Source organism: Pseudoruminococcus massiliensis (assembly GCF_900291955.1).
In the GTDB taxonomy this organism is placed as follows: domain Bacteria; phylum Bacillota; class Clostridia; order Oscillospirales; family Acutalibacteraceae; genus Pseudoruminococcus; species Pseudoruminococcus massiliensis.
Window position 1 is genome coordinate 101,864 of the sequence record NZ_OLMR01000005.1, and the last position, 24,281, is coordinate 126,144.

General features: G+C 36.8%; 26 protein-coding genes. 12 read left to right on the forward strand and 14 right to left on the reverse strand.

The features are described 5' to 3' along the window. Window positions 1–51 precede the first annotated feature (51 nt). The 14 genes from truA to C9914_RS08005 all read right to left on the reverse strand — a co-directional run bounded on the left by truA (window position 52) and on the right by C9914_RS08005 (window position 12,946). Window positions 52–819 (reverse strand): tRNA pseudouridine(38-40) synthase TruA, encoded by a 768-nt coding sequence (truA, locus tag C9914_RS07940; RefSeq protein WP_306373306.1) that lies wholly within the window; start codon window positions 817–819, stop codon window positions 52–54. After that, entirely contained in the window at window positions 786–1,598 is an 813-nt protein-coding gene (locus C9914_RS07945; protein WP_106764615.1) for an energy-coupling factor transporter transmembrane component T family protein, read from the reverse strand. Before C9914_RS07945 ends, truA begins: the two co-directional genes overlap by 34 nt. Beyond that, window positions 1,595–2,455: an energy-coupling factor transporter ATPase gene (locus C9914_RS07950; protein WP_106764617.1), complete on the reverse strand. Its 861-nt coding sequence runs from the start codon at window positions 2,453–2,455 to the stop codon at window positions 1,595–1,597. The genes C9914_RS07945 and C9914_RS07950 overlap by 4 nt, the downstream gene beginning before the upstream one ends. A 1-nt stretch (window position 2,456) precedes the next feature. After that, complete coding sequence (locus C9914_RS07955; RefSeq protein ID WP_106764619.1) at window positions 2,457–3,317, reverse strand: energy-coupling factor transporter ATPase; 861 nt, start codon at window positions 3,315–3,317, stop codon at window positions 2,457–2,459. 3 nt (window positions 3,318–3,320) lie between these two features. Next, window positions 3,321–4,181 carry a class I SAM-dependent methyltransferase gene (locus C9914_RS07960; protein WP_106764621.1) on the reverse strand — a complete coding sequence of 287 codons (861 nt, stop codon included), beginning with the start codon at window positions 4,179–4,181 and terminating at the stop codon, window positions 3,321–3,323. Window positions 4,182–4,717: 536 nt separating this feature from the next. Beyond that, window positions 4,718–6,070 carry a phosphoglucosamine mutase gene (glmM, locus tag C9914_RS07965; protein ID WP_106764623.1) on the reverse strand — a complete coding sequence of 451 codons (1,353 nt, stop codon included), beginning with the start codon at window positions 6,068–6,070 and terminating at the stop codon, window positions 4,718–4,720. Window positions 6,071–6,138: 68 nt separating this feature from the next. Then, on the reverse strand, window positions 6,139–6,480 hold the full coding sequence (locus C9914_RS07970; protein WP_106764624.1) for a DUF6054 family protein: 342 nt from the start codon (window positions 6,478–6,480) through the stop codon (window positions 6,139–6,141). 27 nt (window positions 6,481–6,507) lie between these two features. Next, entirely contained in the window at window positions 6,508–7,548 is a 1,041-nt protein-coding gene (gene ruvB / locus C9914_RS07975; protein WP_106764626.1) for a Holliday junction branch migration DNA helicase RuvB, read from the reverse strand. 795 nt (window positions 7,549–8,343) lie between these two features. Continuing rightward, window positions 8,344–8,946: a Holliday junction branch migration protein RuvA gene (gene ruvA / locus C9914_RS07980; protein ID WP_022264258.1), complete on the reverse strand. Its 603-nt coding sequence runs from the start codon at window positions 8,944–8,946 to the stop codon at window positions 8,344–8,346. A gap of 6 nt (window positions 8,947–8,952) precedes the next feature. Continuing rightward, a complete protein-coding gene (gene ruvC / locus C9914_RS07985; RefSeq protein ID WP_106764628.1) occupies window positions 8,953–9,537 on the reverse strand; it encodes a crossover junction endodeoxyribonuclease RuvC in 585 nt (194 codons plus the stop codon). Window positions 9,538–9,658: 121 nt separating this feature from the next. Then, on the reverse strand, window positions 9,659–10,279 hold the full coding sequence (locus C9914_RS07990; protein WP_022264256.1) for a superoxide dismutase: 621 nt from the start codon (window positions 10,277–10,279) through the stop codon (window positions 9,659–9,661). Window positions 10,280–10,294: 15 nt separating this feature from the next. Beyond that, window positions 10,295–11,101 carry a polysaccharide deacetylase family protein gene (locus C9914_RS07995; protein WP_106764629.1) on the reverse strand — a complete coding sequence of 269 codons (807 nt, stop codon included), beginning with the start codon at window positions 11,099–11,101 and terminating at the stop codon, window positions 10,295–10,297. 231 nt (window positions 11,102–11,332) lie between these two features. Beyond that, window positions 11,333–12,442 carry a 3-dehydroquinate synthase gene (gene aroB / locus C9914_RS08000; RefSeq protein WP_106764631.1) on the reverse strand — a complete coding sequence of 370 codons (1,110 nt, stop codon included), beginning with the start codon at window positions 12,440–12,442 and terminating at the stop codon, window positions 11,333–11,335. A gap of 60 nt (window positions 12,443–12,502) precedes the next feature. Continuing rightward, window positions 12,503–12,946, reverse strand: coding sequence for a hypothetical protein (locus tag C9914_RS08005; RefSeq protein WP_106764633.1), 444 nt, complete (start codon window positions 12,944–12,946; stop codon window positions 12,503–12,505). Window positions 12,947–13,239: 293 nt separating this feature from the next. Between C9914_RS08005 and C9914_RS08010 the strand changes: the two genes are divergently transcribed. The 12 genes from C9914_RS08010 (at window position 13,240) to C9914_RS08065 (ending at window position 24,199) form a co-directional block, all read left to right on the forward strand. Beyond that, window positions 13,240–13,575, forward strand: a complete 336-nt coding sequence (locus tag C9914_RS08010; RefSeq protein WP_022264253.1) for an anti-sigma factor antagonist — start codon at window positions 13,240–13,242, stop codon at window positions 13,573–13,575. After that, the gene (gene spoIIAB / locus C9914_RS08015) at window positions 13,559–13,999 is read left to right on the forward strand and encodes an anti-sigma F factor (RefSeq protein WP_022264252.1); all 441 of its coding nucleotides are present in this window, start codon (window positions 13,559–13,561) and stop codon (window positions 13,997–13,999) included. The genes C9914_RS08010 and spoIIAB overlap by 17 nt, the downstream gene beginning before the upstream one ends. After that, complete coding sequence (locus C9914_RS08020; protein WP_106764635.1) at window positions 13,992–14,645, forward strand: sigma-70 family RNA polymerase sigma factor; 654 nt, start codon at window positions 13,992–13,994, stop codon at window positions 14,643–14,645. The genes spoIIAB and C9914_RS08020 overlap by 8 nt, the downstream gene beginning before the upstream one ends. A gap of 332 nt (window positions 14,646–14,977) precedes the next feature. Then, window positions 14,978–15,997, forward strand: coding sequence for a UDP-glucose 4-epimerase GalE (gene galE, locus C9914_RS08025; RefSeq protein ID WP_106764637.1), 1,020 nt, complete (start codon window positions 14,978–14,980; stop codon window positions 15,995–15,997). A 6-nt stretch (window positions 15,998–16,003) separates the two neighbouring features. Beyond that, the gene (locus C9914_RS08030; RefSeq protein ID WP_106764639.1) at window positions 16,004–16,555 is read left to right on the forward strand and encodes an NUDIX hydrolase; all 552 of its coding nucleotides are present in this window, start codon (window positions 16,004–16,006) and stop codon (window positions 16,553–16,555) included. Window positions 16,556–16,557: 2 nt separating this feature from the next. After that, on the forward strand, window positions 16,558–17,328 hold the full coding sequence (locus C9914_RS08035) for a histidinol-phosphatase (RefSeq protein WP_158707377.1): 771 nt from the start codon (window positions 16,558–16,560) through the stop codon (window positions 17,326–17,328). Between the two features lie 174 nt (window positions 17,329–17,502). Beyond that, a complete protein-coding gene (locus C9914_RS08040; protein ID WP_022264247.1) occupies window positions 17,503–17,700 on the forward strand; it encodes a hypothetical protein in 198 nt (65 codons plus the stop codon). A gap of 102 nt (window positions 17,701–17,802) precedes the next feature. Then, a complete protein-coding gene (locus tag C9914_RS08045; RefSeq protein WP_408003193.1) occupies window positions 17,803–18,015 on the forward strand; it encodes a DUF4250 domain-containing protein in 213 nt (70 codons plus the stop codon). A gap of 225 nt (window positions 18,016–18,240) precedes the next feature. Continuing rightward, window positions 18,241–19,041, forward strand: coding sequence for an SDR family NAD(P)-dependent oxidoreductase (locus C9914_RS08050; RefSeq protein WP_106764640.1), 801 nt, complete (start codon window positions 18,241–18,243; stop codon window positions 19,039–19,041). Window positions 19,042–19,348: 307 nt separating this feature from the next. Next, window positions 19,349–20,017 carry an ABC transporter ATP-binding protein gene (locus C9914_RS08055; protein WP_022264244.1) on the forward strand — a complete coding sequence of 223 codons (669 nt, stop codon included), beginning with the start codon at window positions 19,349–19,351 and terminating at the stop codon, window positions 20,015–20,017. After that, window positions 20,017–22,530, forward strand: coding sequence for an ABC transporter permease (locus C9914_RS08060; protein ID WP_106764642.1), 2,514 nt, complete (start codon window positions 20,017–20,019; stop codon window positions 22,528–22,530). The genes C9914_RS08055 and C9914_RS08060 overlap by 1 nt, the downstream gene beginning before the upstream one ends. 316 nt (window positions 22,531–22,846) lie before the next feature. Further along, window positions 22,847–24,199 carry an MATE family efflux transporter gene (locus C9914_RS08065; RefSeq protein ID WP_181013447.1) on the forward strand — a complete coding sequence of 451 codons (1,353 nt, stop codon included), beginning with the start codon at window positions 22,847–22,849 and terminating at the stop codon, window positions 24,197–24,199. The last annotated feature ends 82 nt before the right edge of the window (window positions 24,200–24,281 follow it).

Genomic DNA, 24,281 nt, shown 5'->3' on the forward strand with positions numbered 1-24,281 from the left:
GAATACAGTCCTTTCTGCCTTTGTTTTGTAACTAATAGACTTTTAATTGTCTTAATATATTACTTGATTGAGATATAAGCCCTCCGGTGGTGCGGTAGGTCCAGCTTTATGGCGGTCTTTTGCTTGTATAATTTCCGGTATGCTATCTGGTGGAAATTTTCCCTGTGCTATTCGCAAGAGAGTACCTACCATTATGCGAACCATATTATACAGAAAGCCGTCAGCCTCTACTGTAAAATATACCATATCGCCGTCACGAGTTACTGATGCATTGCGCACTGTACGGCGAAAATCTCCGATTTCTCTTGAATCGAGCGTACAGAAAGATGTGAAATCGTGATAGCCAATAAAGTCCTTTGCCGCCTTATCAAGAACCTTTTCATCAAGTGGATACCAATAATGCAAGGCGTAGCCCTCGAGAAATGGGTCACGAATTTTTGCGTTATATATCTTATATACATACTCCTTACCAAGTGAGGAATATCGTGCGTGAAAATCTTCCGAAACATAACAAGCCTTTTTAGCAGCTATGGTCTTTGGAAGATAGGTGTTAAGTGCGGCTACAAGCCTTTCTGGCGGAATAGAATGTGTTGTTTTAAAGCTTATACAATATTCATATGCGTGAACGCCTGAATCTGTACGGCTTGAGCCTTTTATATCGACACGCTCTCCGATAACCTTATATAAAGCTTTCTGAAATTCCTCTTGAACAGTTACAGCGTTTTTTTGAATCTGCCAACCATGAAAGGCACTGCCGTCATATGAAATTGAAACAAGAATATTCTTCATCTCACTGGAGATGGTAGAAATATGTTGCAAAGTATCACCCCAACAAATACTAATACTGAAACGCTTAATGCGATAATATCTCTCGGCTTTATTTTCAGAACTTTCATTCGTGTTCTGCCATCACCGCCATTATAGCAACGGCACTCCATAGCAGTGGCAAGGTCATTTGCTCTGCGGAATGACGATATAAAAAGCGGAATAAGTATAGGAACAAAAGCCTTAATCCTTGTAATAAAGTTACCGCTCTCGAGGTCAGCGCCTCTTGATTTTTGTGCATTGCTTATCTTATTGAATTCATCAAAAAGAGTAGGTATAAACCGTAGTGCAATAGACATCATCATAGCAATTTCATGTACTTTTATATGGAAGATTTTCAGCGGTTTCATTATTCTTTCCAAACCGTCTGTTAGGTCTGTCGGAGAGGTTGTAAAGGTCAGGACCCCACTCATAAGTACTATAAGTATAACTCTTGCCGCAACAAATACAGCATTATTTATGCCTGCCTCAGTTATCTCCATAAAGCCCCATTTGAATATAGGCTCACCACTACCATAAAAAAGATTCAAAATCGCTGTAAAAAGAACTATCATAATAACGGCTTTTATGCTTTTTATATATTTGAAAAGACTTATGCCCGTAAGGAGCATTATAAAAATCGTAAAAGCTGTTATAAGTGCCATTGAAAAGTAATTTCCTGCTATAAATACAAAGGTTATGCCACAAAGCATAAGAACCAGCTTTACTCTTACATCAAGGCGATGTATAAGCGACCTGCCCTCTACATATTGTCCTATCGTAATATCACTCATAAGTTTTCCCTCCTCGAAAGTAAGCTTATAAGCTCAACGAAGGCTTCATTAACTGTAAGAATATCATCACGAACGGCACAGCCTCTTTGTTTTAAGCTTTTCATTATACGGGTTATCTGTGGTATGCCGAGTGAAAGCTCTGAAAGCCTTTCTTCTTGTGAGAAAATTTCTTTTGGCGTGCCGAACATCTCGCACTTTCCTGCATTCATAACCATAATTTTATCAGAAATCTTTGCAGTATTTTCCATACTATGAGAAACGATAATTATTGTCGTACCATTTTTATCTCTCAGCTTTATTAGGTTTTCTATAAGATTTCTGCCACTTCCAGGGTCAAGACCTGCGGTTGGTTCATCAAGAATAAGGATTTCGGGTTCCATTGCAAGAATACCTGCAATGGCTGTTCTCCTCTTTTCACCGCCAGAAAGCTCAAACGGTGATTTACCCAAAAGTTCACTACGCAAACCAACAAAGCTTGACGCTTCAAAAACTCTCCTGCCAATTTCTTCATTGTCAAGTCCCATATTTTTAGGGCCGAACGAAATATCCTTGAAAACGCTTTCCTCGAAAAGCTGATATTCAGGATATTGAAATACAAGTCCTACTCTGAATCTTGCTTTTTTCAAAAGCTCAGTGCTACTGAAAATATTCTCGCCGTCAAGACAAACTGTGCCTGACTTTGGCTTTAGCAAACCGTTGAGAGTTTGAACGAGAGTGGATTTTCCCGACCCTGTATGACCGATTATAGAAAGAATTTCTCCCTTTTCGAGCGAAAAGCTGACGTCATTAAGTGCGAGATTTCTGAATTTGCCCGTTCCGTATTCAAAGGTAAGATTTTTAACTTCGAGTAATGACATTTTACACTCCCTTAATCAGCTTAACCAACTCATCAACACATTCATCATCGGAAACAATTCCGTCTGGAAGCTCAAAGCCAGCCTTTTTTAATTTATAAATCAATTCGCTGCTTTGCGGAACAGAAAGACTATGCGAAAGCAAAAGCTCTGTTTCGGAAAATACCTCTTTTGGCGTGCCCTGTGTGAGAATTTTTCCGCTATCCATAACGATTATTCTATCTGCAAGAGTTGCCTCCTGCATATAGTGGGTTATAAGAACTATGCTTATTCCTTGCTCGGTTCTTAGCTTTGTGACAGCCTCAAGAACTTCCTCTCTGCCCTTTGGGTCGAGCATTGCTGTCGGTTCATCAAGCACAATGCACTTAGGCTCCATTGCAAGAATACCTGCAATGGCAACTCTCTGTTTCTGACCACCCGAAAGCTTGTGTACGGCACTTCTTCTATGCTCATACATATCAACCGCCCTCAAAGCCTCATCAACACGCCTGCGTATTTCCTTTGGTTTTATGCCAAGATTTTCAGGTGCAAAGGCTACATCTTCTTCAACAATACTTGTTACAAGCTGGTTGTCGGGATTTTGCAAGACAAGTCCGACTCTGCTCCGTATATCAAAGATATGTTCGTCGTCCGCGGTGTCCATTCCGTCTACAAGTACAGTTCCATTATCGGGAAGTATAAGTCCGTTTAACATTCTTGCAAGCGTGGATTTTCCTGAACCGTTGTGTCCGAGAATGGCAATAAATTCTCCCTCGCCTACATCAAGCGAAACTCCTCTTAAAACATCTGTCTGTTTATTTTCGGTGTCCTCCTCATCGGCAGGATATTTATAAAAAATATTTTTTACTTCGATAAGCTTATTCATAACTTACTTTTCCCAGATAGCTGTACTTCCGCAAGGAAGTGTCATACCTGATTCTGTGACATGAAGTCCGATTTCCGAGCTTGAAACCTTACCGCCAAAACGCTTTTTAAGCATTACACCGAGAAGATATTCCATAACCGCAGGTGAAAGACCTGTTGTATAGGAATTGAGAATAAAGAAAAGTGCGTCATCACTAAGAATCGGCATACAAAGTTCAACAAGAGAATAAAGCTGTTCTTCGAGCTTCCATACTTCTCCACCCGGACCTCTGCCATAGCTTGGAGGGTCCATAATTATGCCGTCATACTTATTTCCACGCCTTTGCTCACGCTGTACAAACTTAACGCAGTCATCAACAAGCCAACGAACAGGCTTATCCGCAAGACCGCTTTTTGTAGCATTTTCCTTTGCCCATTGTACCATACCCTTAGATGCGTCAACATGGCATACAGACGCACCAGCTGAAAGACAAGCAAGAGTTGCCGCACCGGTATATGCAAACATATTCAGAATTTTTACAGGTCTTTTTGCTGATTTAATTTTATTTATAGCGAAATCCCAGTTTACAGCCTGTTCGGGGAAGATACCTGTATGCTTAAAGCCCATAGGTTTTATGCCGAAAGTAAGATCTTTATATTTAATCTCCCATTGCTTTGGAATAGGCTTGTAGGTTTGCCACGCACCACCGCCAGTATTTGAGCGGTGGTATCTTGCGTGTGCCTGTCGCCAAAGCGGATTTGTTTTTTCAGTATTGAAGATAACCTGAGGGTCAGGACGAATAAGAATAATATCGCCCCATCTTTCAAGTCTTTCTCCACAAGAGCAATCTATAAGCTCATAATCTTTCCATTGTGCTTCTCTCATTATATACCTCCATATTTGGGAAGTGTATTCGGTAGTTAATTCCGCCGCGTGAACAAAATTTCCTTAGACACTTAGAAGTTTCGCTCGAGCCTTTTCTACACCAGCTTTGCTGGTGAAAGCTGCTCGCAGGGTCGAGGGACGGAGTCCGCCCTCTCGGTAGTTAATTGGTAATTTCTTCGACCGCGTCAACAAACTTCTATTGCGAATGTCGAGGTTTTGCTTGCAAAACCGATTCTGCGTCTTGGGTGCGGCGGATCGCCGCTTAAGGGCAACGCCCTTAACATTTCTTTGCTCCTGAGAGGTGGACGAAGTCCACCTCTTTTTTCTCTATTGCTAGCAATATTAGTCTTACAGGGAACCCCCTGCGAGGGTTCCCTACGAAAAACATTCCACCGGAATGTTTTTCTACCCTCCTGCGCTTTGAGGAGCATAAAGAATTTCGCTCTCTGCGGAGAGTGACCAAAGGCTCTGCCTTTGGAAACCGCAAGCCTTTAAAAAGGCTTGACCTAAACTTTTAATTGTCTTTAGGAAATCTGTTAGCTAAGGCGTTCTTTGATAAGGTCGGCTGTTTCTTGGGCAAGCTTTTGGATTTGCTCCTCAGATTCGCCCTCGAGCATAACTCTTACGAGCGGTTCTGTACCAGAAACTCTTACAAGTATTCTTCCGCTCTTACCCAGAATATTCTTAACGCTGTCTATCTTCTCTGCAATATCTGAATCTGTGGCAAATTTTGCCCTGCCCTCAGGTGAAACCTTAATATTTATAAGTACCTGTGGATACTTTTTCATAACATGACGAACATTTGAAAGCTTTGCATTTCTGCGGTTTACAATGCTCAGAAGCTGTGCCGCAGTAAGCTGACCATCGCCAGTTGTACCATAATCGAGGAATATAACATGACCGGATTGTTCGCCGCCGAAATTATAGCCCTTTGCGAGCATTTCCTCAAGAACATATCTATCGCCGACACTTGTTGCAACAAAGCCGATATTATTATCTGCACAGAAACGATTTACACCCATATTTGCCATAACTGTTCCGACCATAGTTTCTTTTGCAAGAGTACCTTTTGAACGCATATCCATTGCACAGATTGTCATAATGAAATCGCCGTCAAGAATTTCACCGTTTTCGTCAACTGCAAGGCATCTATCGGCATCACCATCAAATGCAATACCTGCATCAATGTCATTGTGAGTTTTTACATACTCTGCAAGCTTTTCCATATGAGTTGAACCGCACTTATTATTTATGTTCTTTCCGTCTGGAGTATCATTGAGCATAACACAATCTATGCCTAAATCTGTGAAAAGCTTTTTCGCTGTTCTTGATGCTGAACCATTTGAGCAATCGAAAGCAATTTTCATACCAGAAATAGAATCGGAAATCGTGGACTTTATATGCTCAATATAATCCTCAGCACCATTTTCTGAGCAGGTGACAGAGCCTATTCCATCGTGTGTTGGGCAAGGATAAGGCTCACTTCCATCAAGTACGATAGCCTCTATTTCGTTTTCTAAAGCGTCAGGAAGTTTATATCCACTTCCGCTAAAAATCTTAATTCCGTTAAATTCAAAAGGATTGTGTGATGCTGAAATCATAATTCCTGCATCAGCATTATACTTTCTTACAAGATATGCAACTGCTGGCGTAGGAACAACACCAAGCAATATAACATCTGCTCCAACTGAGCAAAGTCCTGCAACAAGGGCATTTTCGAGCATATCAGAAGAAATTCTTGTATCCTTTCCTATGAGGATTTTCGGGTGCTTATTCTTACTGTCTGTCAGAACCATTGCAGCCGCCTTACCGATATTCATTGCAAGCTCACAGGTAAGCTCTGAGTTTGCCACACCTCTTGCACCGTCTGTACCAAATAATCTGCCCATTATATATAAATCTCCTCTTAATATAAATATATTTAAGTTCCTTGCCACAATTTTCGGGCAAAGAGTTATTATCTTACAATATAAGCCTCAAGTGCCTTTCTTACACAATTTGAAAAGCTTTCAGATGCGCCCCAATCGAAAGAGAAAAGTCCCTCTCCGCCACCGCCACCAATAGATCTTACATTCGTTACACCATTAAGATTATCAATAACAACTGTAAGAGTAAGTCTATTGCCCGCTCTATAATAATGCTTTTCAAAGACCATAACCATACAAACTAAACCGTTGCTTTCATAGACAGTGTAATTATCAATCAAAGTTCCTGTTATACTTCCATGTACAACATAATTATAAATACAATCAGCTGCATCTCTTGGGAAAAGATTCACTCTGAATTGATTAGTTGCCATAAGCTATCCTCCTATTGCAGAATATATTTAATCAAATGATATTTGTGCGTCCTGTGCATTAGGAATATCATAGCCTAAATGCTGACAAGCCGCACGAGTTATACAGCGACCTCTCGGAGTTCTGTTCAAAAATCCTATCTGCATAAGATATGGTTCGTAAACATCTTCTATTGTTACTGCTTCCTCGCCGATTGCAGCAGCAAGGGTTTCAAGTCCGACAGGGCCTCCACGATAAAACTTGATAAGTGCCTCTAACATTCTGCGGTCATTTGCATCGAGTCCAAGCTCGTCAATCTCAAGCTTATCAAGGGCAATCTGTGCCGTTTCGCAGGTTATCACACCATTTGAAATAACTTCCGCAAAATCACGCACACGCTTTAAAAGCCTGTTAGCTATTCTTGGTGTACCTCTTGAGCGTGAGGCTATCTCTAATGCTCCGTCTGGGTCAATTTCTATTCCAAGAATTGACGCACTTCTTGTTATGATTCGTGCGAGTTCTTCTGGGGCATAAAGTTCAAGTCTAAGCACAACACCAAAACGGTCACGAAGTGGTGCTGTAAGCTGTCCGGCACGAGTTGTCGCACCAACAAGCGTAAATTTTGGCAATGGAAGGTGATATGATGCTGCCATCTGTCCCTTGCCTGTTATAATATCAATCGCAAAATCCTCCATTGAGGGATAAAGAACTTCCTCTACCGCACGAGAAATGCGGTGAATTTCGTCTATAAAAAGTACATCGCCCTCATTAAGATTTGTGAGCAATGCCGCCAAATCGCCAGGTTTCTCAATTGCAGGACCGCTTGTAATTCTAAGATTTACATTCATTTCATTTGCTATAATTCCTGCAAGAGTTGTCTTACCAAGTCCCGGAGGACCGTATAAGAGAACATGGTCGAGAGTTTCTCGTCTACGTTTTGCAGCCTCTATAAAAATCGAAAGATTTTCCTTGACTTTTTCCTGACCGATATAGTCGTTCATAGTTCTTGGGCGGAGAGGATTCTCGCCCTCGTTATCCAAGGCTATCTCTGAGGGGTCTAATATTCTATTTTCAAAATCAAAATCTTCCATTTGTGTTTTCCTCTGAATTATTTATTCGGAATAAGTAGTTATAAATTAGCTAATCAAACTTCCCCAAGACACTCAAAAGTTTCGCTCAAGGCGGCGAGCCGCCGCAGTCAAGACGCGGAATCGGTTTTGCAAGCAAAACCTCGACATTCGTAATGGAAGTTTGTTGACGCGGTCTAAGAAATTACCAACTAACTTCCGATTAGCTAACAGATTTCCTAAAGACTTTTAAAATTTAGGTCAAGCCTTTTTAAAGGCTTGCAGGGTCGAGGGACGGAGTCCCTCGTGGGTTTTAAGGGTGAAACCCTTAAGCGGCGAGCCGCCGCAGTCAAGACGCGGAATCGGTTTTGCAAGCAAAACCTCGACATTCGTAATGGAAGTTTGTTGACGCGGTCTAAGAAATTACCAATTAACTTCCGATTAGCTAACAGATTTCCTAAAGACTCTTAAAATTCAGGTCAAGCCTTTTTAAAGGCTTGCAGGGTCGAGGGACGGAGTCCCTCATGGGTTTTAAGGGCGAAGCCCTTAAGCGGCGAGCCGCCGCAGTCAAGACGCGGAATCGGTTTTGCAAGCAAAACCTCGACATTCGTAATGGAAGTTTGTTGACGCGGTCTAAGAAATTACCAACTAACTTCCGATTAGCTAACAGATTTCCTAAAGACTTTTAAAATTTAGGTCAAGCCTTTTTAAAGGCTTGCAGGGTCGAGGGACGGAGTCCCTCGTGGGTTTTAAGGGCTTCGCTCAAAAGCTTGAGCAAAACTTTTAGGTGTCTTAGTGCAAGTGCATTAGCTAATGCGGTCACGCACCAATCTTTTTCAATGTCAGTTTTATAATTTCCTCAACAGATAAATCTGGGTCTATGCCTGCCATAAACGGCAAAACATCATTACTTGCATACCCCAAAACCGCCAATGCTCCAACAGCCTTTTGTATATTTCCTTGAGTTACTTGCGGAGTAGGGACGAAATCTGATGAAGTGCTTGCAGATGTTGTCGAAATCAGTTTAAGCTTGTCCTTTAATTCGAGAATAATTCTCTCGGCAAGCTTTTTACCTACACCATTGGCACGAGTAAGCGTTTTACTATCGCCACTGGAAACCGCAATAGCAATTTGTTCTGGGCGAAGCTCTGAAAGCAAGGCAAGTGCAAGTCTTGCACCAACACCGCTTATTGACATAAGCAACTTAAAGCAATTAAGCTCCTCCTGACCAGCAAAACCGCAAAGCTCTATTGCATCATCTCTGACGAGCATATGCGTATAAATTGTACAGCGTTCGCCGATTTTTGGCAAAAGCCTTTGTGTATTTAAAGTTGTCAAACACTTATAACCAACACCTGAACATTCAATAACTACAAAAGTAGGTTCAGCATGGATAAGTGTTCCGCATAAGCTATATATCATCTCAAATTATCCTTTTCTTTTTGGTGGTAAATTTTTCGGGAGAATAGACTTTGAGGCGTCAGCCTGTGGATAGAGCGTTCCACGAGTGTTTCCACTCTGATTTAAAAGCATTTTTAGTTTAGTACCAGCTGACTGTGCATGACAAAGTGCCACCGCAAGTGCATCTGCGGTATCATCGGGTTTCGGAACTTCCTTTAACCCGAGATGTCGTCTTACAATCTCCATCATCTGTGGCTTTTTCGCTCTGCCATAACCCGTTAAGGCTGTTTTTATCTGAAGTGGGGTATACTCAAAAACAGGCAGTTTGCTTTTTTGTAAAGCAAGCATTATTACACCTCTCGCTTGTGCAACATCAATGGCTGTCTTTTGGTTATTCTGAAAATAAAGCCTTTCTATTGCCGCAACCTGTGGTTTGGTCTTTGCAATAATAAGTTCAAGCTCATCATAGATAAGCTCAAGCCTTTTCGTAAACGGTGTATCGGAGCTTGTAGTTATCGCACCATAGTTTAGTGTCTTATATTTTCCACCGAAAAAATCTATGATTCCATAACCGATTATTGCATAGCCTGGGTCTATTCCAAGTATCCTCATAAATAAATTTCTCTCCAAAAATAATCAAAGGTGACAATGAAGCCTTTTCACATAACATCAGCTTTATGTCACCTTTTTATTATATCACAAGCAATAAGTCTTAGCAATATTTTGAAAAAATTTATCCTGCTGGATACCTCGCACTCACTTTTTCCCAATCAATAACATTACACCATGCGTCAAAATATTTATCTCTTTGTTGCTCGTATTGAAGAAAATATGCGTGTTCCCATACATCTATAACCAATAATGGCTGTAAAATAAGAAGTGGCGGGGGGTCTTGATTAGGTGTTTTTACTATTCTTAACTTTGAGGTGCTATCATACATAAGCCAAGCATACCCTGAACCAAATTGTGATATTGCTACAGTTTTCATCACTTGGCACAATCTTTGCATAGAACCAAAATCTCTTATAATAGCTGTTCGTAAGTTTTGGCTTGGTTCTGTCTTATTAGGTGTCATTCCGTCAAAATACATATAATGATTCATAACACCTCCACCATTATTTTTCAGGGCAGTTTCCATTAAATCTTCAAAATCGGAACTATAAGCAAGAAGATTATGCAAACTCCAATCCTGATAAATAGGATTATCTTTAAGTATCATATTCAGATTATCAACATATTTTTTGAACATAATATCGTGGTGTATACGCATCGTTTCTGTATCAATATATGGTTCAAGTGCATTATAGGCACATGGCAATGGTGGCAGAGTAAACGGATAGTGCTGGTCAAGCATTATAAATAACCTCCATTATGAAATTAAATCCTTGATTTCTCCAAAAGAATATCCCATATCTTCCCATTTTGTGAGGAGTTCATCAAGTATATCACCATTTGTTTTTGAAGTGCTGTGCAAAAGTACAATCGCACCTGGGTGGATTCTTTTCAAAAGCTTATTAAAGGCCTCCTCTTTGGTAGGCTGTTTGTTTTCGTACCAATCTACATAAGCAAGACTCCAGAAAATGGTTTTATACCCAAGCTTATCAGCCATTTCAAGATTGCTGACACAATATTTCCCTTGTGGCGGTCGATAGATTTTTAGAAGTTCTTGACCTGTGGTTTCTTTATAGAGAGATTCGAGCGACTGCAATTCCTTTTTGAAGCTCTCCTCATCAGAAATCTTTGACATATCAGGGTGTGAATATGTATGATTTCCGATTGTATGCCCTTCCTCTACCATACGCTCAACAAGTTCAGGCGATGTTTCGATATAGTTTCCTACAAGAAAAAAAGTTGCTTTAACATTATGTTTTTTCAAAGAGTCAAGAATCTTTTCGGTATTGCCATTCTCAAAGCCCGCATCAAAGGTAAGATAGATGATATTTTTTGAGGTATCACCGATATAATAGGCATTATGCTTTGCTAAATCCGCAACAGAAGCATTGCCTGTTGGTGGTTTTCCATCCTCCTTGAAACCAAGTCCCCAGTTAGTGTTTTCTGCTACGGTTTCTACTGCCTCATTACTGCCAAAAGCCCCTATTACCGCCGGAACACACAAAGCAAATAACAAAACCGTCATTGCGATTATGACGGTTCTTTTTTTAAGTATAAAGTACATACAGCCACCGCCTTATAATAAGTCTGTTTAATAATATGCACTTGTTTTTATAATTATTCTGTTTGGCTAACACATTTACACTAAGACACTCAAAAGTTTTGCTCAAGCCTTTGGTGGGTTTTAAGGGCGAAGCCCTTAACATTCCTTGCTCCTCAAGAGGCTGTTTTTACTCATTTATAAACTAAACAGCCCCACTTTGTATTATTCACACAAAGTGGGGCTGTTCGATTTTTACATATTTTCTATGATTTTTGCAATCTGATTTTCTGCAATTTCTAAACCATAAGCATTATCGCCAAAGCACATAACATCGCCAATTTCCTTTTGGAAAACAAATCTAAGTTTTCCGTCACGAACTTTTTTATCAGTATAGAGCTTTTTAACGAGAACATTTTTATCAATATAATCAGGGATTGTTATAGGCAAATTAGCTCTCTTATAGAGGCTAATAACTCTGTTCATATTTTCCTCAGAAATAAATCCAAGCTCATTACCAAGCTTAACTTGAGCAACCATACCAATAGAGAGAGCCTCACCATGTAAGAGCTTATAGTCAGAAACAGTTTCAATCGCTCTGCCGACAGTATGTCCAAGATTTAGGATTTCTCTCAAACCACTTTCACGCTCGTCCTTCATAACAACATTATATTTAACTCTGCAATTTCTCTCAGCGATAAACTCGCAAGCCTCAACATTATTTTGAAGAACCTTTTCAATGTTTTTCTCTAAATATTCAAACATTTCTAAATCGCCGAGGCAAGCGTGTTTTATAGTTTCCGAAAGACCGCTTGAAAGCTGTCTTGCAGGTAGAGTTTTCCAAGTATCTATATCTATATAGACTTTTTTAGGCTGATTGAACATTCCTATAAGGTTTGTTGCGAGCGGTGTATCGACAGCAGTCTTTCCGCCGACAGAAGCGTCGGCCGCTGAAAGAAGTGTGGTTGCATAGTTGATGAAAGGCACACCTCTGCCAAAAGTACCGGCAACAAAACCAGCCAAATCAGTAACAACTCCGCCACCGATTGCAAGCACACAGCAATCTCTGCGATATCCTTTGTTTAACATAGAATCTTCAACAAATTCTTTCATTGGGCGAGTTTTTGATTTTTCACCCTCAGGAATAACGAATAAATCTGTTTTAAAACCGTTTGCAATAAGCTTATCAAAGATTTCCTTTGCATAAAGATTCTCAACGATAGAGTCAGTAACAACAGCAAATTTCTTAATTTTACCAACTAAACCATTCTGTATGTCATTTATGAGCGTGTCAGAAAGCTTGTGACCGATTTCAATGTCGTAAGAGTCGTCTACAACCTTCTTGAGTTCACAATAAAATTTCATTTATACCACCCTTGCATTTTTCTTTCATTATATCATATCTATTAAAAATTATAAAGCATTTTAATTGCCAGATTTTTTGCTGTAAATAAAATTTTTTATTTTATAGAATCCCATAGCAGATATTAAGATTAGTAATGAATGAATAATATATGTGAAATCATGTCCTAACATCATAAGCATATCAGCAGGTGAAACCTCAAAATTTTCAGGTTTAAAGTTATTATATATAAATTTAGAAGGTAATGGAAAAACTGATGATAATGCAATAATAATAAATACTGAAATAGTTGATACTCTAAATGCTAAAGAAATTGTATTAAAAGTGTCCGATTTTTTTCTTGAAGAATAGAGTAAACCAAAAAGAACCATAATTAAAGATATTATTAGTCGGTCATAATTTTCTCCTAAAAACCAATATACTGCAAATGTTGCGTCCATCAAAAATGAATATAATAATCCACCTATAACAGCTTTTGCAACGATTTTTTTATCATTATTATGCAAAGAAACCGCCTCATTAAGATACTAAAGTAATATTTAAATTTATTTTACATTATAGCATAGCAAGTTTATATTTTCAACATATTTATTACAAAAGAATTGCTTTTTTATTGGTTTAAATCGGCGTAAAGTGCTTATATCTGACTTAATATAGCCTTGTGTGTCGAGCAAAAATATCATTCCTGAAACTTTTTTCGCCGTAATTTTTGTGTATAAAAAGCTATTATTTTATTGAAGCAAGAAGCATATCTATATATGTGGAGGGCTAAAAACTCTGAAAGGAATGAAAAAGAAAAATGGATGTAAAAATCATCACCGACCATGGCGAAATGACAGCAAAGCTATTCGGTGAAATCGACCATCATAAAGCTCGTTCTATGCGTGAAACCATAGATTCAGCCGCCGAGAGAAATAAGCCGACAGTGCTTTATCTTGATTTTGGCGGTGTGACATTTATGGATAGCTCAGGAATTGGCCTTATTATGGGCAGATACCGAACTATGAAGCTGCTCGGCGGAGAGGTTCGTGTGTTGAATATTCCGCCGAGCATGGAAAGAATGGTTGAGTTGTCGGGCTTGTCGGCATTAAAGCTGTTTGAGAAAGGGTGTGAAAAAGATGAAGTTAAAAAATGAGATGAGCCTAACCTTTGAAAGCCGTTCATCAAATGAAGGTTTTGCAAGAACGGCGGTTTCGGCGTTTATCTCACAGCTTGACCCGACAATAGGCGAAATAACCGATATAAAAACCGCCGTTTCTGAAGCTGTAACAAATTGTATAGTTCACGCATATAAAGAAAGCGTTGGACTTATATACATAAGTGTAAAAATCTTTGAGGGTGCAGTTGTTGTAATTAAAATAAGAGATAAGGGTTGTGGAATTGCAGATATAGAACAGGCTATGGAACCGCTTTTTACAACGGGAGGAGAGGAGAGAGCAGGTTTAGGCTTTGCAGTTATGCAGAGCTTTACAGATAAAGTTAAGGTTACATCAAGAGAGGGCAAAGGCACAACAGTTGTACTTGAAAAACGGCTTATGAGCCGTATAAAAGATGTATGACAGAGATAAGGCAGTCAGCGAAAATCTTGGACTTGTACATTCCTGTGCAAAGCGTTTTCGTGGCAGAGGAATAGAGTATGACGACTTGTTTCAGGCTGGCTGTGTAGGTCTTATAAAAGCGATTGATAATTTTGATGAAAGTAGGGGATTAAAGCTTTCAACCTATGCTGTGCCAGTAATATTAGGGGAGATAAAAGGACTTTTTCGTGATGGAGGTGCAGTGAAAATTTCAAGGGGATTAAAAGAACTCTCCCTAAAGGCTACAAGAGAAGCTGCACGATTCTTAAAAGAAAACGGCAGAGAACCTCAGATTTCAGAGCTTGCACATATTCTTGGTGTAGAACCTGAACAGGCAACCGAGGCACTCAATGCGTCAAGATTGCCTGTTTCACTTACAGCCGATGAAGAAAACGGTTCAGGACAGCTTGATATTCCTACTGATTCTCCAGATGAAAAACTAACGGAGGTTATATCACTTCACGATGAAATAAAAAGCCTCAAACCAAACGATAGAAACCTCATATTATTACGGTTTTTCAAAAATAAAACACAATCCGAAACGGCAAAGGAGTTGGGAATGACACAGGTACAAGTATCACGCAGAGAGAAAAAGCTTTTAATATATTTAAGAGAGAGGCTGATATAATATTACACAATAAGTGTTTCTATACTTGACAAAGGCTTAATAATTCTCTATAATTAAATGTAGAGATACACAATAAGTGTTTAAAACGATTATTTAATTATATTTGCAGCGAATAGGTCGCTAAAAGTGTCGAGGCATAAGAAAGCATTGCCAATTATAAAAATTGTTTTAAACATTTCAAGATATAAAGAGGTGATAATTAGATACATTTATCTTTCTAAAACAGCTATAAAACCTTTAATTTGACAAATGATTGCCAGTATTGTATACTTAACTACAATATAGAATAATTTATTCGGATAAAATTACTAAAGAAAAGGAAGTATTATAATATGGCAATTTTAGTTACAGGCGGTGCCGGATATATCGGAAGTCATACTTGTGTAGAGCTTCTCAATGCAGGATATGAAGTAGTTGTCTGCGATAACTATTGCAATTCCGTTCCAGAAGTTTTAGAGAGAATTAAGCAAATCACTAATAAAAATATAGCAGGCTATGATTGTGATATAAGAAATAGAGCAGGCTTAGAGAAAATTTTCTCTGAAAACTCAATCGAGGCTGTTATTCATTTTGCGGGTTTAAAGGCTGTCGGTGAATCTACAAGAGAGCCAATAATGTACTATGATAATAATATTTCAGGTACAGTTACACTTCTTGATGTTATGAAAGAATATAACTGCAAGAGCATAGTTTTCAGTTCATCAGCAACTGTTTATGGCAATAATCCTATACCTTATGAGGAAACTATGGTAACAGGTGATGTAAGTAATCCTTACGGCAGAACAAAGCATTTCATTGAGCAAATTCTCGGTGATGTATATGTTTCTGATAATGAGTGGAGTATTTCACTTCTTCGTTACTTCAACCCAATCGGTGCTCACGAGAGCGGACTTATCGGCGAAGACCCTAACGGTATTCCAAACAACCTTATGCCATATATTTCAAGAGTTGCAATTGGCAAGCTGCCACAGCTTACTGTATTCGGCGGAGATTACGACACTAAGGACGGCACTTGCATTCGTGACTATATTCATGTAGTAGACCTTGCAAAAGCTCATCTTTGTGCATTGAATAAGCTTAAATCCGACCCACACAGCATAGATGCTTATAATATCGGCACAGGTATCGGATACAGCGTTCTTGATATTATCAATGCATTTGAGGACGCAACTGGTCAAAAGGTTAATTACAAAATCGGCGAAAGACGAGCAGGTGACCTTCCAGCATTCTATGCAAATCCTAAGAAGGCAAATGAGGTTCTTGGCTGGCACGCAGAGCGTAACTTGCATGATATGTGCGAAGATACTTGGAGATTCCAAAAGAATAACCCAAATGGCTATAAGAAGGACTGATTTTCGGTGTCGGAATATTTTGATATATTGAATCCTGATGGAACACCAACGGGTAAAATCAAAGAGCGTAATGCCGTACACCACGATGGTGATTTGCATGGAAGTGTTCATATATGGCTTTTTCGTGATAGCAAAGTTCTCCTGCAAAAACGCAGAGATGACAAGGAATCCTTTCCATCTTGCTATGATGCCGCTTGCACAGGACATATTTCCGCAGGTGAAACACCAATAGAGGCGGCTATTCGTGAAACCGAAGAAGAAATTTCACTCAAGCTGAAGCCTGAAGATTTACATTTTTTGCACGACCAGATACTTACTGTTCATCAGGGCGATTTTATAAGCAATGAATTTAATCGTGTTTATTTTGTCGATGAAAGTGTTTCGCTTGATACACTCAAATATGATGAAAAAGAGATTACAGAACTTCGCTTCTTTGAAATTGAGGACTTGAAAAACAGACTTAAAAACAAAGAAAAAGGTTTTTGTATGACCTATGATGAGCTTATTCGTGTGATTGATTGTGCTGTTTCTAAGGGATTGTTGGAAAGCAGGGAATGATTTTGAAAAGTAATTTTCATACACATACTAAACGCTGCTGTCACGCATTTGGTGTAGAAGCAGATTATGCAAAAGAGGCTTATGATAAGGGACTTTCAGTGCTTGGATTTTCTGACCACGCACCTTTTAAAGATATTGATTACGGTTACCGTATGCAGTTTTCGGAGCTTCAAGAATATATTTCAGCTGTTCAGACCGAAAGAGAACGCTATTCAGAAAAAATGCGTATTATGACAGGCTTGGAGATAGAATATCTTCCTAAATACTGTGAATATTATGAATGGCTTTTGAATGAAATGAAGCTTGATTATCTCGCCTTAGGTGAACATTTCTTTGATATAAATGGAAGATTTTGCAGTATTTTTGCTTCTGAAAGCACAAATGAATATATCCCTTATGCAAAGGCTATTTCAGAGGCTCTTAAAAAGGGGTATTTTTCAGTTCTTGTTCACCCTGATATTATGTTTATGAATTGCTTTGCGTGGAATAAAAACTGTGATAAAGCTTGTGAGATAATTGTAGATGCCGCAATGCTTACTAATACACCTGTTGAGTATAATGCAAACGGTATTCGCCGAGGTCAGCAGGATTATCCTGATGGCAGGAGAGACCCATATCCTCACCCAAGGTTTTGGGCGATGGCAAAAGACGCTGGCTTAAAAGTCTTAGTTGGTTCAGATGCACATAGCCCTGAGCAGGTTTATGATAAGTCTATGGAGCTTGCCGTAAAGCGTGCAAAAGATTTTGGGCTTGATATAATCAGCGAATTTTAAGACAATTGCAAAAATCAACTCTCTTAAATTATTTTGAGTGATATATTTTACAAAAATAACCATATGAATTTACAGCTTGTTTATAGATTGTTTAAATTTGTGTGTTAAACTTATATCATCAAATAGATTACAAGAAATTTTATATACATAGTATTTTAGAAAGGAGTTGATAGAATGGAAATCGAAAAGCCGATGTATTATAGTCCATTATTGTTTTTTAAACTTATGGCTCATACACTTTCACCGAATCCACAGGTTCGTCGTGCAGCAATGATTGCACTGACTAAGGTTGCTAAGGACTATCTCGGCACCTACTTTAAGATGTCAGTTACACCTGCATTACCTCAGCCACAAACATTAGATTTGAAATAAAATAAATTTATTTTATAGAAATCGAACGCATATCCGCTTGGGTATGCGTTTTCTTATATGATAAAGATTTGCAGCTTGATTTATGAGGAGGTTTGTTGTATAATGAAATTTATAAAAGCGAAAAGGGAGAATGATAAAATGTCACTGCCTAATGACCCTATGATTTTATTATCATATGTAAATACTCAGCTGAGAGATTTTTATTCATCTCTTGAGGAATTTGCAAAGACTAATAGTATAGATACTGATACTATCAAAGAAAAGCTTTCAATAATAGGCTATGAATATAATGCAGAATTAAACCGTTTTGTTTAAAGGCTGCTACAAAATGTGTTTTTAGTAAAGATAAGTTAGCTATATCTAACTTAAAAGAGTGACATTCAAGCATAAAAGTTAATATATGTTTACACCTTTAGCTTTTAAGAATGAAGGAAAGTTTAAAGCTGATTGTCAAAAGGCAAGAAGTCTTTCTGAAAAAGAAATTATAAAATGGATAAAGGCGTAAAATATTATAAAATAATTTTTAAAGGAGATGCTTATATGGGTTTCTTAGCAGGTAAAACGGCAATTATTACTGGAGCGGGCAGAGCTGTTCTTTCTGATGGCAGTTGTGGTTCTATCGGGTATGGTATTGCAACAGCTTATGCAAAGGAAGGTGCTAATCTTGTTATCACAGGCAGAAATATAGAAAAACTAAATGCCGCAAAAGAAGAACTTGAGAGCAAATATTCTATTAAGGTACTTGCAGTTCAGGCAGATATTTGTGCAGGTGCAGATAATGAAACTATTGCAAAAAATACTGTAAAAAAAGCTATTGATGAATTCGGAAGAATTGATGTTCTTATAAATAATGCACAGGCTTCTGCTTCTGGAGTTACTCTTGCTGAACATACAACAGAACAATTCAATCTTGCTTTATATTCTGGACTTTATGCAACATTTTACTATATGAAAGCGTGTTATCCATATCTTTGTGAAACTAAAGGCTCTGTTATAAATTTTGCATCTGGTGCTGGTATTTCAGGTAACTTCGGACAATGCTCATATGCCGCAGCAAAAGAAGGTATTCGTGGACTTAGTAGAGTAGCAGCTACTGAGTGGAGTAAGGACGGTATAAATGTAAATGTTATTTGTCCACTTGCATGGACTGCACAGCTTGAACAGTTTAAGAGTAAATTTCCAGAGGCATATGAAAAGAATGTTAAAACACCTCCAATGGGTTATTTTGCAAATCCTGAAACAGAGATTGGCAGAGTTTGTGTTCAGCTTGCTTCACCTGATTTTAAGTATATGACAGGCGAAACACTTACACTTCAAGGTGGTACAGGTCTTCGTCCTTAAAATATAATGATTTTTGAAAATAAAAGTCGATAGTTTAAAGCTATCGGCTTTTTATTTTGTTTACATAAGAGTATTTGATTTGAAATATAATCAAAATTATATTTAAATTACAAAGTTTACCAGAAAACGACAAATTTTACCAGATATAACAAATTTGAAAAAGAATGTGCTATAATTTAATTGAAATTATATAATGAATTATTTATAAAGAAAGTTGGGAATTTATATGTTTAAAAAATTTTAATAAGAGATAAATAATATGAAATAGATTAATAAAATAAAAGTTATTTTATAAGGAGAATTTGATATGAAAATAGTAGTAAAAGATGTAAAAAAGACATATAAGCAAGGAAATATTGTAGTTGAGGCATTAAAGCCTTGTAATTTTGAAATAAACGATGGTGAACAAATTGCAATAACAGGTACAAGTGGTTCGGGAAAATCTACACTTCTGCATTTGCTTGGAGGTTTGGAACAGGCTACTGACGGAAGTATAAAATATGGTGATACAGATTTTTCTAAAATGTCACAAAATCAATGTGATGATTTTCGTCTTGAACATATAGGAGTAGTTTTTCAATCATTTAATCTTTTGCCCGAACTTACTGCATATGAAAATATAATTCTTCCTCTTATGTTGCAAAATAAAAATATAGATGATAAATATGTAGATAAGCTTATAGAGCGTCTTGAGCTTAAAGACAGAATGAATCATCTTCCTGGACAGCTTTCAGGTGGTCAGCAACAGCGTGTTGCACTTGCAAGAGCTTTGATAAATCGACCATCTCTTTTACTGTGTGATGAACCTACAGGAAATCTTGACAAAAAAACTACACAATCTGTAATGGAACTTTTATTTGATATGTCAAAAGAGTATTCTGTTACACTGCTTGTTGTAACTCACGATGAAAATATCGCTAAAAGATTTTCAAGAGTTATAACAATAAGTGATGGCATTTTGGGTGGTGATATATAATGAAAAGTTATTTATACCTTACTAAAAAATATATAAAATCATATCCGAAACGGTGTATAGGCATAGTTTTATGTATATCATTATTCTTATTTGCTTTTCTTACTATTCTTTGGTACAGTAATAGTTTTAAATATTCTCTTGTAGAAAATTATAAAATAGAAGAAGGTGGTGTTTATGAATCAATTCAATTTTATGTAGACCAAGAGAATTTTAGAGAAAAGGAATCTCAATTAGTTGAAGAAAAAGCAGGAATTATAAGTGGAATTTGGGAAGTTGAAAGTAAAAGCCCTTCGGATATTTGGATAGGAAATATAAATGACAATGTAAGTACGCTTTTATCATTACATTTTGAATCTGGAAGAATGCCAAAATCTGAGAATGAAATTGCAATAGAACAAGGTACATATGATATTCTTGGATTGAAAAGTAAAATAGGAGATAAGGTAGAACTTGAAATTAAAAATTCATATGGAAACACAGAAAAGAAAAGCTTTATATTGACTGGAATTATAAAGAATTTTTCAAATAAAATAAAATTGCACTATGACTATCAAAGTGAAAAACTTTTATTTCCATCAATATTAACAACAAATAGTAAAGCTTCACCAAAGTATATACATATAATAGCAGCTGAAAACTCATTTTTGATAAGAAATATTTCAAGTAAAAGTGTATACTATAATGATTCTCAACAAATGATTTCTTCTAAAATGGTTGCTAATAATTTAATTTTAATGCCAGTAAAGATATTTTTTGTACTCACTACGATTATGGGAATAGTATCAATTTCTTTATATTTCTTTAAAGAACAAGAACGATATTTGAATTTACTTAGATGTATAGGTTTTTCAAAGAAGAAATCAAGAAAATTATTACTTATTCAGGGATTTTTTATATGGTTAAGTTCCTTGATTATTTCAAGTGTTGCGTCAATATTGGTGCTACTATTATTACAATTTATATCGTCTTTTTCGTCGCAATACTTATTCTTAAATTTAAGCATTTTAGATTTGATTATAGTTGCCTTGCTTAGTGCAGTATTGATTTTTATTTCGTTCAATATTTTGCTCGCTCGTTTTTATAAAAATGCACCTTTAAGAGAAGCAATATATGTATCTAAAAAACAGATAAAATCTCAAACTAAATTAAAGCGTTGTTGGCATAAAGCATATGGAAGAAGATATAAACTACAAAATTTTACTTGTGTTATGTTGGTAATGTTTTGTGTTGGAATGTCAATATTTGGTTCGTTTGTTCCGTTATTTAATGCAAGAGGAAGTTCATTTGATGCTGATAATCCAGAGTATTTTAGACAAAACGCAGATTATTCTTTGCATATGATGGGTGGAGGAAGCTTTGCAAAAATTTATTATATAAATTTACCTGTAGGTTGTGGTGTATCACATAAAATAGCAGATGAGATAGCATCGGATAAAAGAATAAATGTTTTAGAAGCGTCTGTTTCTAATCTTATTGTACCTTTTTTCTTAACTTCTCAAAATCCTGATAATAAGCTTTTATATAAGTATGTTGTTGAGGCGAAAAATGATGGTTATAATTATATTTTTGAACATGAGCGTACAAATGAAATGATTAAGCTTGCAGGCGGTGACAGCAGCAAGGATAGCTTGGTTGCACTTTCTGTTAAATGGCAGTCATATGATTCAGTGTTAAATAATATAAATGAATTTGCTAATGGTAAAATTGATGAAAAAAATTATAAGAATGGCGTTGAAATAATAGCACCTGATTATTTATGTTCAGTCGGTGATGAATTCACTATGGTTATTCCTATAGCCGATGCAGAAGCAACAGAACAGAATATAGAAGAACATATCAAATTTAAAACAGCTAAGGTTAAAGTTGCAGCAACATATTCTAAGGAGCAATACAACAGTGATAAACTCATTATATCTACGGAATATCTTTTTTCGATTTATCCAGACTTGAATTATGAAAATATTATTTTAGAAAATCTTGACCATAATGATAGTGTATGGGTGAATGAGCTTGAAAATAATCTCGAAAATTTGGAAGGAATTTCTGTTGGTGTAAGATATGATAACTATGCAAAGATGCAGAGGGAATTTTATGACCAAGTGAATCTGGAAACATTGCAAATTATCGTTAGTGTGTTTATATTTATAGTAATAATTTTAATAGCGATTGTTTTTTCAAGCTATGTTCAGGTTCGCTCAAATCTTAAAAGTTATATTATGATGAGGGCGATAGGAGCGAGAATAGAAACTGTACAAAAATTGATTATCAATGAAATAAATCGTACATTGACTACCGGAATTATATTAGGAACTATTTTGGGCGGTGCAGTAGTAGTGTTTTTCTCTATACTTGGTAGCAATATCAAATTATGGGATATATATCTTTTCTATGTCGTACCTGTTTTTATAGCAACTGTAATCTTGCTCTATTTCGGAAGTAGAATAGCAGTAAAACGAGCAGTTCGTTCTATGATTAACCAAAATATAATTGAAAAGCTGAATACTGTAGAATAAATTGAAAAAATTTTTATTTTATATGAAATTTTAAGGTTTATCTAAGGTTCGACAGATAGAATGTATTCATAGCAAATGAGCTGTGAATATAAAAATAACTCGGCTATACATAAGAGTTGATGCCATAGCAATAGTTATGACTGAGCCAACGACTCTATGCTCGTGACAATAGCCCCACAGCATTATATAATATATTACTAAGGCACAGTCTAAATTGGCAGACTGTGCCTTAGACAATTTTATAGGAAATTTGCAAATCTTGAATTTAATGCTATAATGAAAATAAGTTTCATTATGATTTGGGAGAATAGTTGAAGTGCAAAGAAATCTAACCAAAGGCCCTATTACAATAAACATCTTACTTTTTGCTTTGCCTTTAATGTTTGGAAATCTATTACAGCAAATGTATAATATTGCTGATACATGGGTTGTTGGCAGATATTTAGGTTCAGACGCTTTGGCGGCAGTAGGTTCATCATATACTCTTATGACTTTCTTAACCTCAATAATTATTGGTCTTTGTATGGGTAGTGGAGCGGCTATTTCTATGCAATATGGGAGCGGAGATAGCAAGAAAATGCGTCAAAGTGTTTTTATGTCATTCTGCTTGATTGCTGGAATATCTATTGCTTTGAATATTATTGTATATATTGGAATGGATTTTATACTTTGGGCTTTGCAAATTCCAAATGAAATTCAAGCTATGATGAGAGATTATCTTGAAATAATCTTTTTAGGTATTACAGCAACATTTATATATAATTACTTTGCAAATTTGCTTAGAGCGATTGGAAATTCTGTTCTTCCATTGGTGTTTCTTGCAGTTTCTGCTGTATTGAATGTTGTATTAGATTTAGTATGTGTTCTTGTATTCAACTGGGGAGTTAAGGGTGCAGCAATAGCAACTGTCTTTTCGGAGTTTATTTCTGCAATAGGTATAGCTATATATACTTTCAAGAGATTTAAACAGCTTATTCCTGAAAAAGAGGATATGAAGTGGAATAGAAATAATCTTTCTGCTATATTAAATCTTTCGGTTATGACGAGCTTGCAACAGTCGATTATGAATTTTGGTATTCTGATGGTACAAGGACTTGTAAATAGCTTTGGAACAGTAATTATGGCAGCTTTTGCGGCGGCTGTAAAGATAGATTCCTTTGCATATATGCCCGTACAGGATTTTGGAAATGCTTTTTCTACATATGTTGCTCAGAATTATGGTGCAGGCAAGCAAGAACGAATCCGTAAGGGAATAAAAAGTGCCTTTGTTACTTCAGCAATTTTTTGTGCTATAATAAGTTTGTTGGTGATAGTTTTTGCAAAACCGCTTATGTGCATATTTATAAATCCAGAGGAAACAGAAATTATTTCAGCTGGTGTTATATATTTGTGCATAGAGGGTTCGTGCTATATTGGAATTGGAATACTATTTTTACTATATGGCTATTATCGTGCAGTAAATAAGCCATTTATGTCGGTGGTGCTGACAGTAATTTCATTAGGTACAAGGGTTCTTTTAGCATATATTCTTTCAGCAATTCCTGCGATAGGCGTTATAGGAATTTGGGTATCTGTACCTATTGGTTGGGCATTGGCGGATATAACAGGAGTAGTATATTACTTTGTGAAATCTAAAAAACAGCTTGAAATGATTGAGAATAATGAGTAAGAGTTTTATATAAAATTCTTAATTTAAAGAAATAGCTATCTGAGGGGCGAATATAGTTCGCTCCTTTATTTTTTAGTTTGGT

Coding starts and splice junctions, on each gene's coding strand:
- galE (WP_106764637.1), top strand. CDS start 14,978: ATGGCAATTTTAGTTACAGGCGGTGCCGGATATATCGGAAGTCATACT.
- C9914_RS08055 (WP_022264244.1), top strand. CDS start 19,349: ATGAAAATAGTAGTAAAAGATGTAAAAAAGACATATAAGCAAGGAAAT.
- C9914_RS07990 (WP_022264256.1), bottom strand. CDS start 10,279: ATGCTTGACCAGCACTATCCGTTTACTCTGCCACCATTGCCATGTGCC.
- ruvB (WP_106764626.1), bottom strand. CDS start 7,548: ATGGAAGATTTTGATTTTGAAAATAGAATATTAGACCCCTCAGAGATA.
- ruvA (WP_022264258.1), bottom strand. CDS start 8,946: ATGATATATAGCTTATGCGGAACACTTATCCATGCTGAACCTACTTTT.
- glmM (WP_106764623.1), bottom strand. CDS start 6,070: ATGGGCAGATTATTTGGTACAGACGGTGCAAGAGGTGTGGCAAACTCA.
- C9914_RS07995 (WP_106764629.1), bottom strand. CDS start 11,101: ATGTACTTTATACTTAAAAAAAGAACCGTCATAATCGCAATGACGGTT.
- aroB (WP_106764631.1), bottom strand. CDS start 12,442: ATGAAATTTTATTGTGAACTCAAGAAGGTTGTAGACGACTCTTACGAC.
- C9914_RS07970 (WP_106764624.1), bottom strand. CDS start 6,480: ATGGCAACTAATCAATTCAGAGTGAATCTTTTCCCAAGAGATGCAGCT.
- C9914_RS08045 (WP_408003193.1), top strand. CDS start 17,803: ATGAAATTTATAAAAGCGAAAAGGGAGAATGATAAAATGTCACTGCCT.
- C9914_RS07955 (WP_106764619.1), bottom strand. CDS start 3,317: ATGAATAAGCTTATCGAAGTAAAAAATATTTTTTATAAATATCCTGCC.
- C9914_RS07950 (WP_106764617.1), bottom strand. CDS start 2,455: ATGTCATTACTCGAAGTTAAAAATCTTACCTTTGAATACGGAACGGGC.
- ruvC (WP_106764628.1), bottom strand. CDS start 9,537: ATGAGGATACTTGGAATAGACCCAGGCTATGCAATAATCGGTTATGGA.
- C9914_RS07945 (WP_106764615.1), bottom strand. CDS start 1,598: ATGAGTGATATTACGATAGGACAATATGTAGAGGGCAGGTCGCTTATA.
- C9914_RS08060 (WP_106764642.1), top strand. CDS start 20,017: ATGAAAAGTTATTTATACCTTACTAAAAAATATATAAAATCATATCCG.
- spoIIAB (WP_022264252.1), top strand. CDS start 13,559: ATGAAGTTAAAAAATGAGATGAGCCTAACCTTTGAAAGCCGTTCATCA.
- C9914_RS08050 (WP_106764640.1), top strand. CDS start 18,241: ATGGGTTTCTTAGCAGGTAAAACGGCAATTATTACTGGAGCGGGCAGA.
- C9914_RS08040 (WP_022264247.1), top strand. CDS start 17,503: ATGGAAATCGAAAAGCCGATGTATTATAGTCCATTATTGTTTTTTAAA.
- C9914_RS08020 (WP_106764635.1), top strand. CDS start 13,992: ATGTATGACAGAGATAAGGCAGTCAGCGAAAATCTTGGACTTGTACAT.
- C9914_RS07960 (WP_106764621.1), bottom strand. CDS start 4,181: ATGAGAGAAGCACAATGGAAAGATTATGAGCTTATAGATTGCTCTTGT.
- C9914_RS08010 (WP_022264253.1), top strand. CDS start 13,240: ATGGATGTAAAAATCATCACCGACCATGGCGAAATGACAGCAAAGCTA.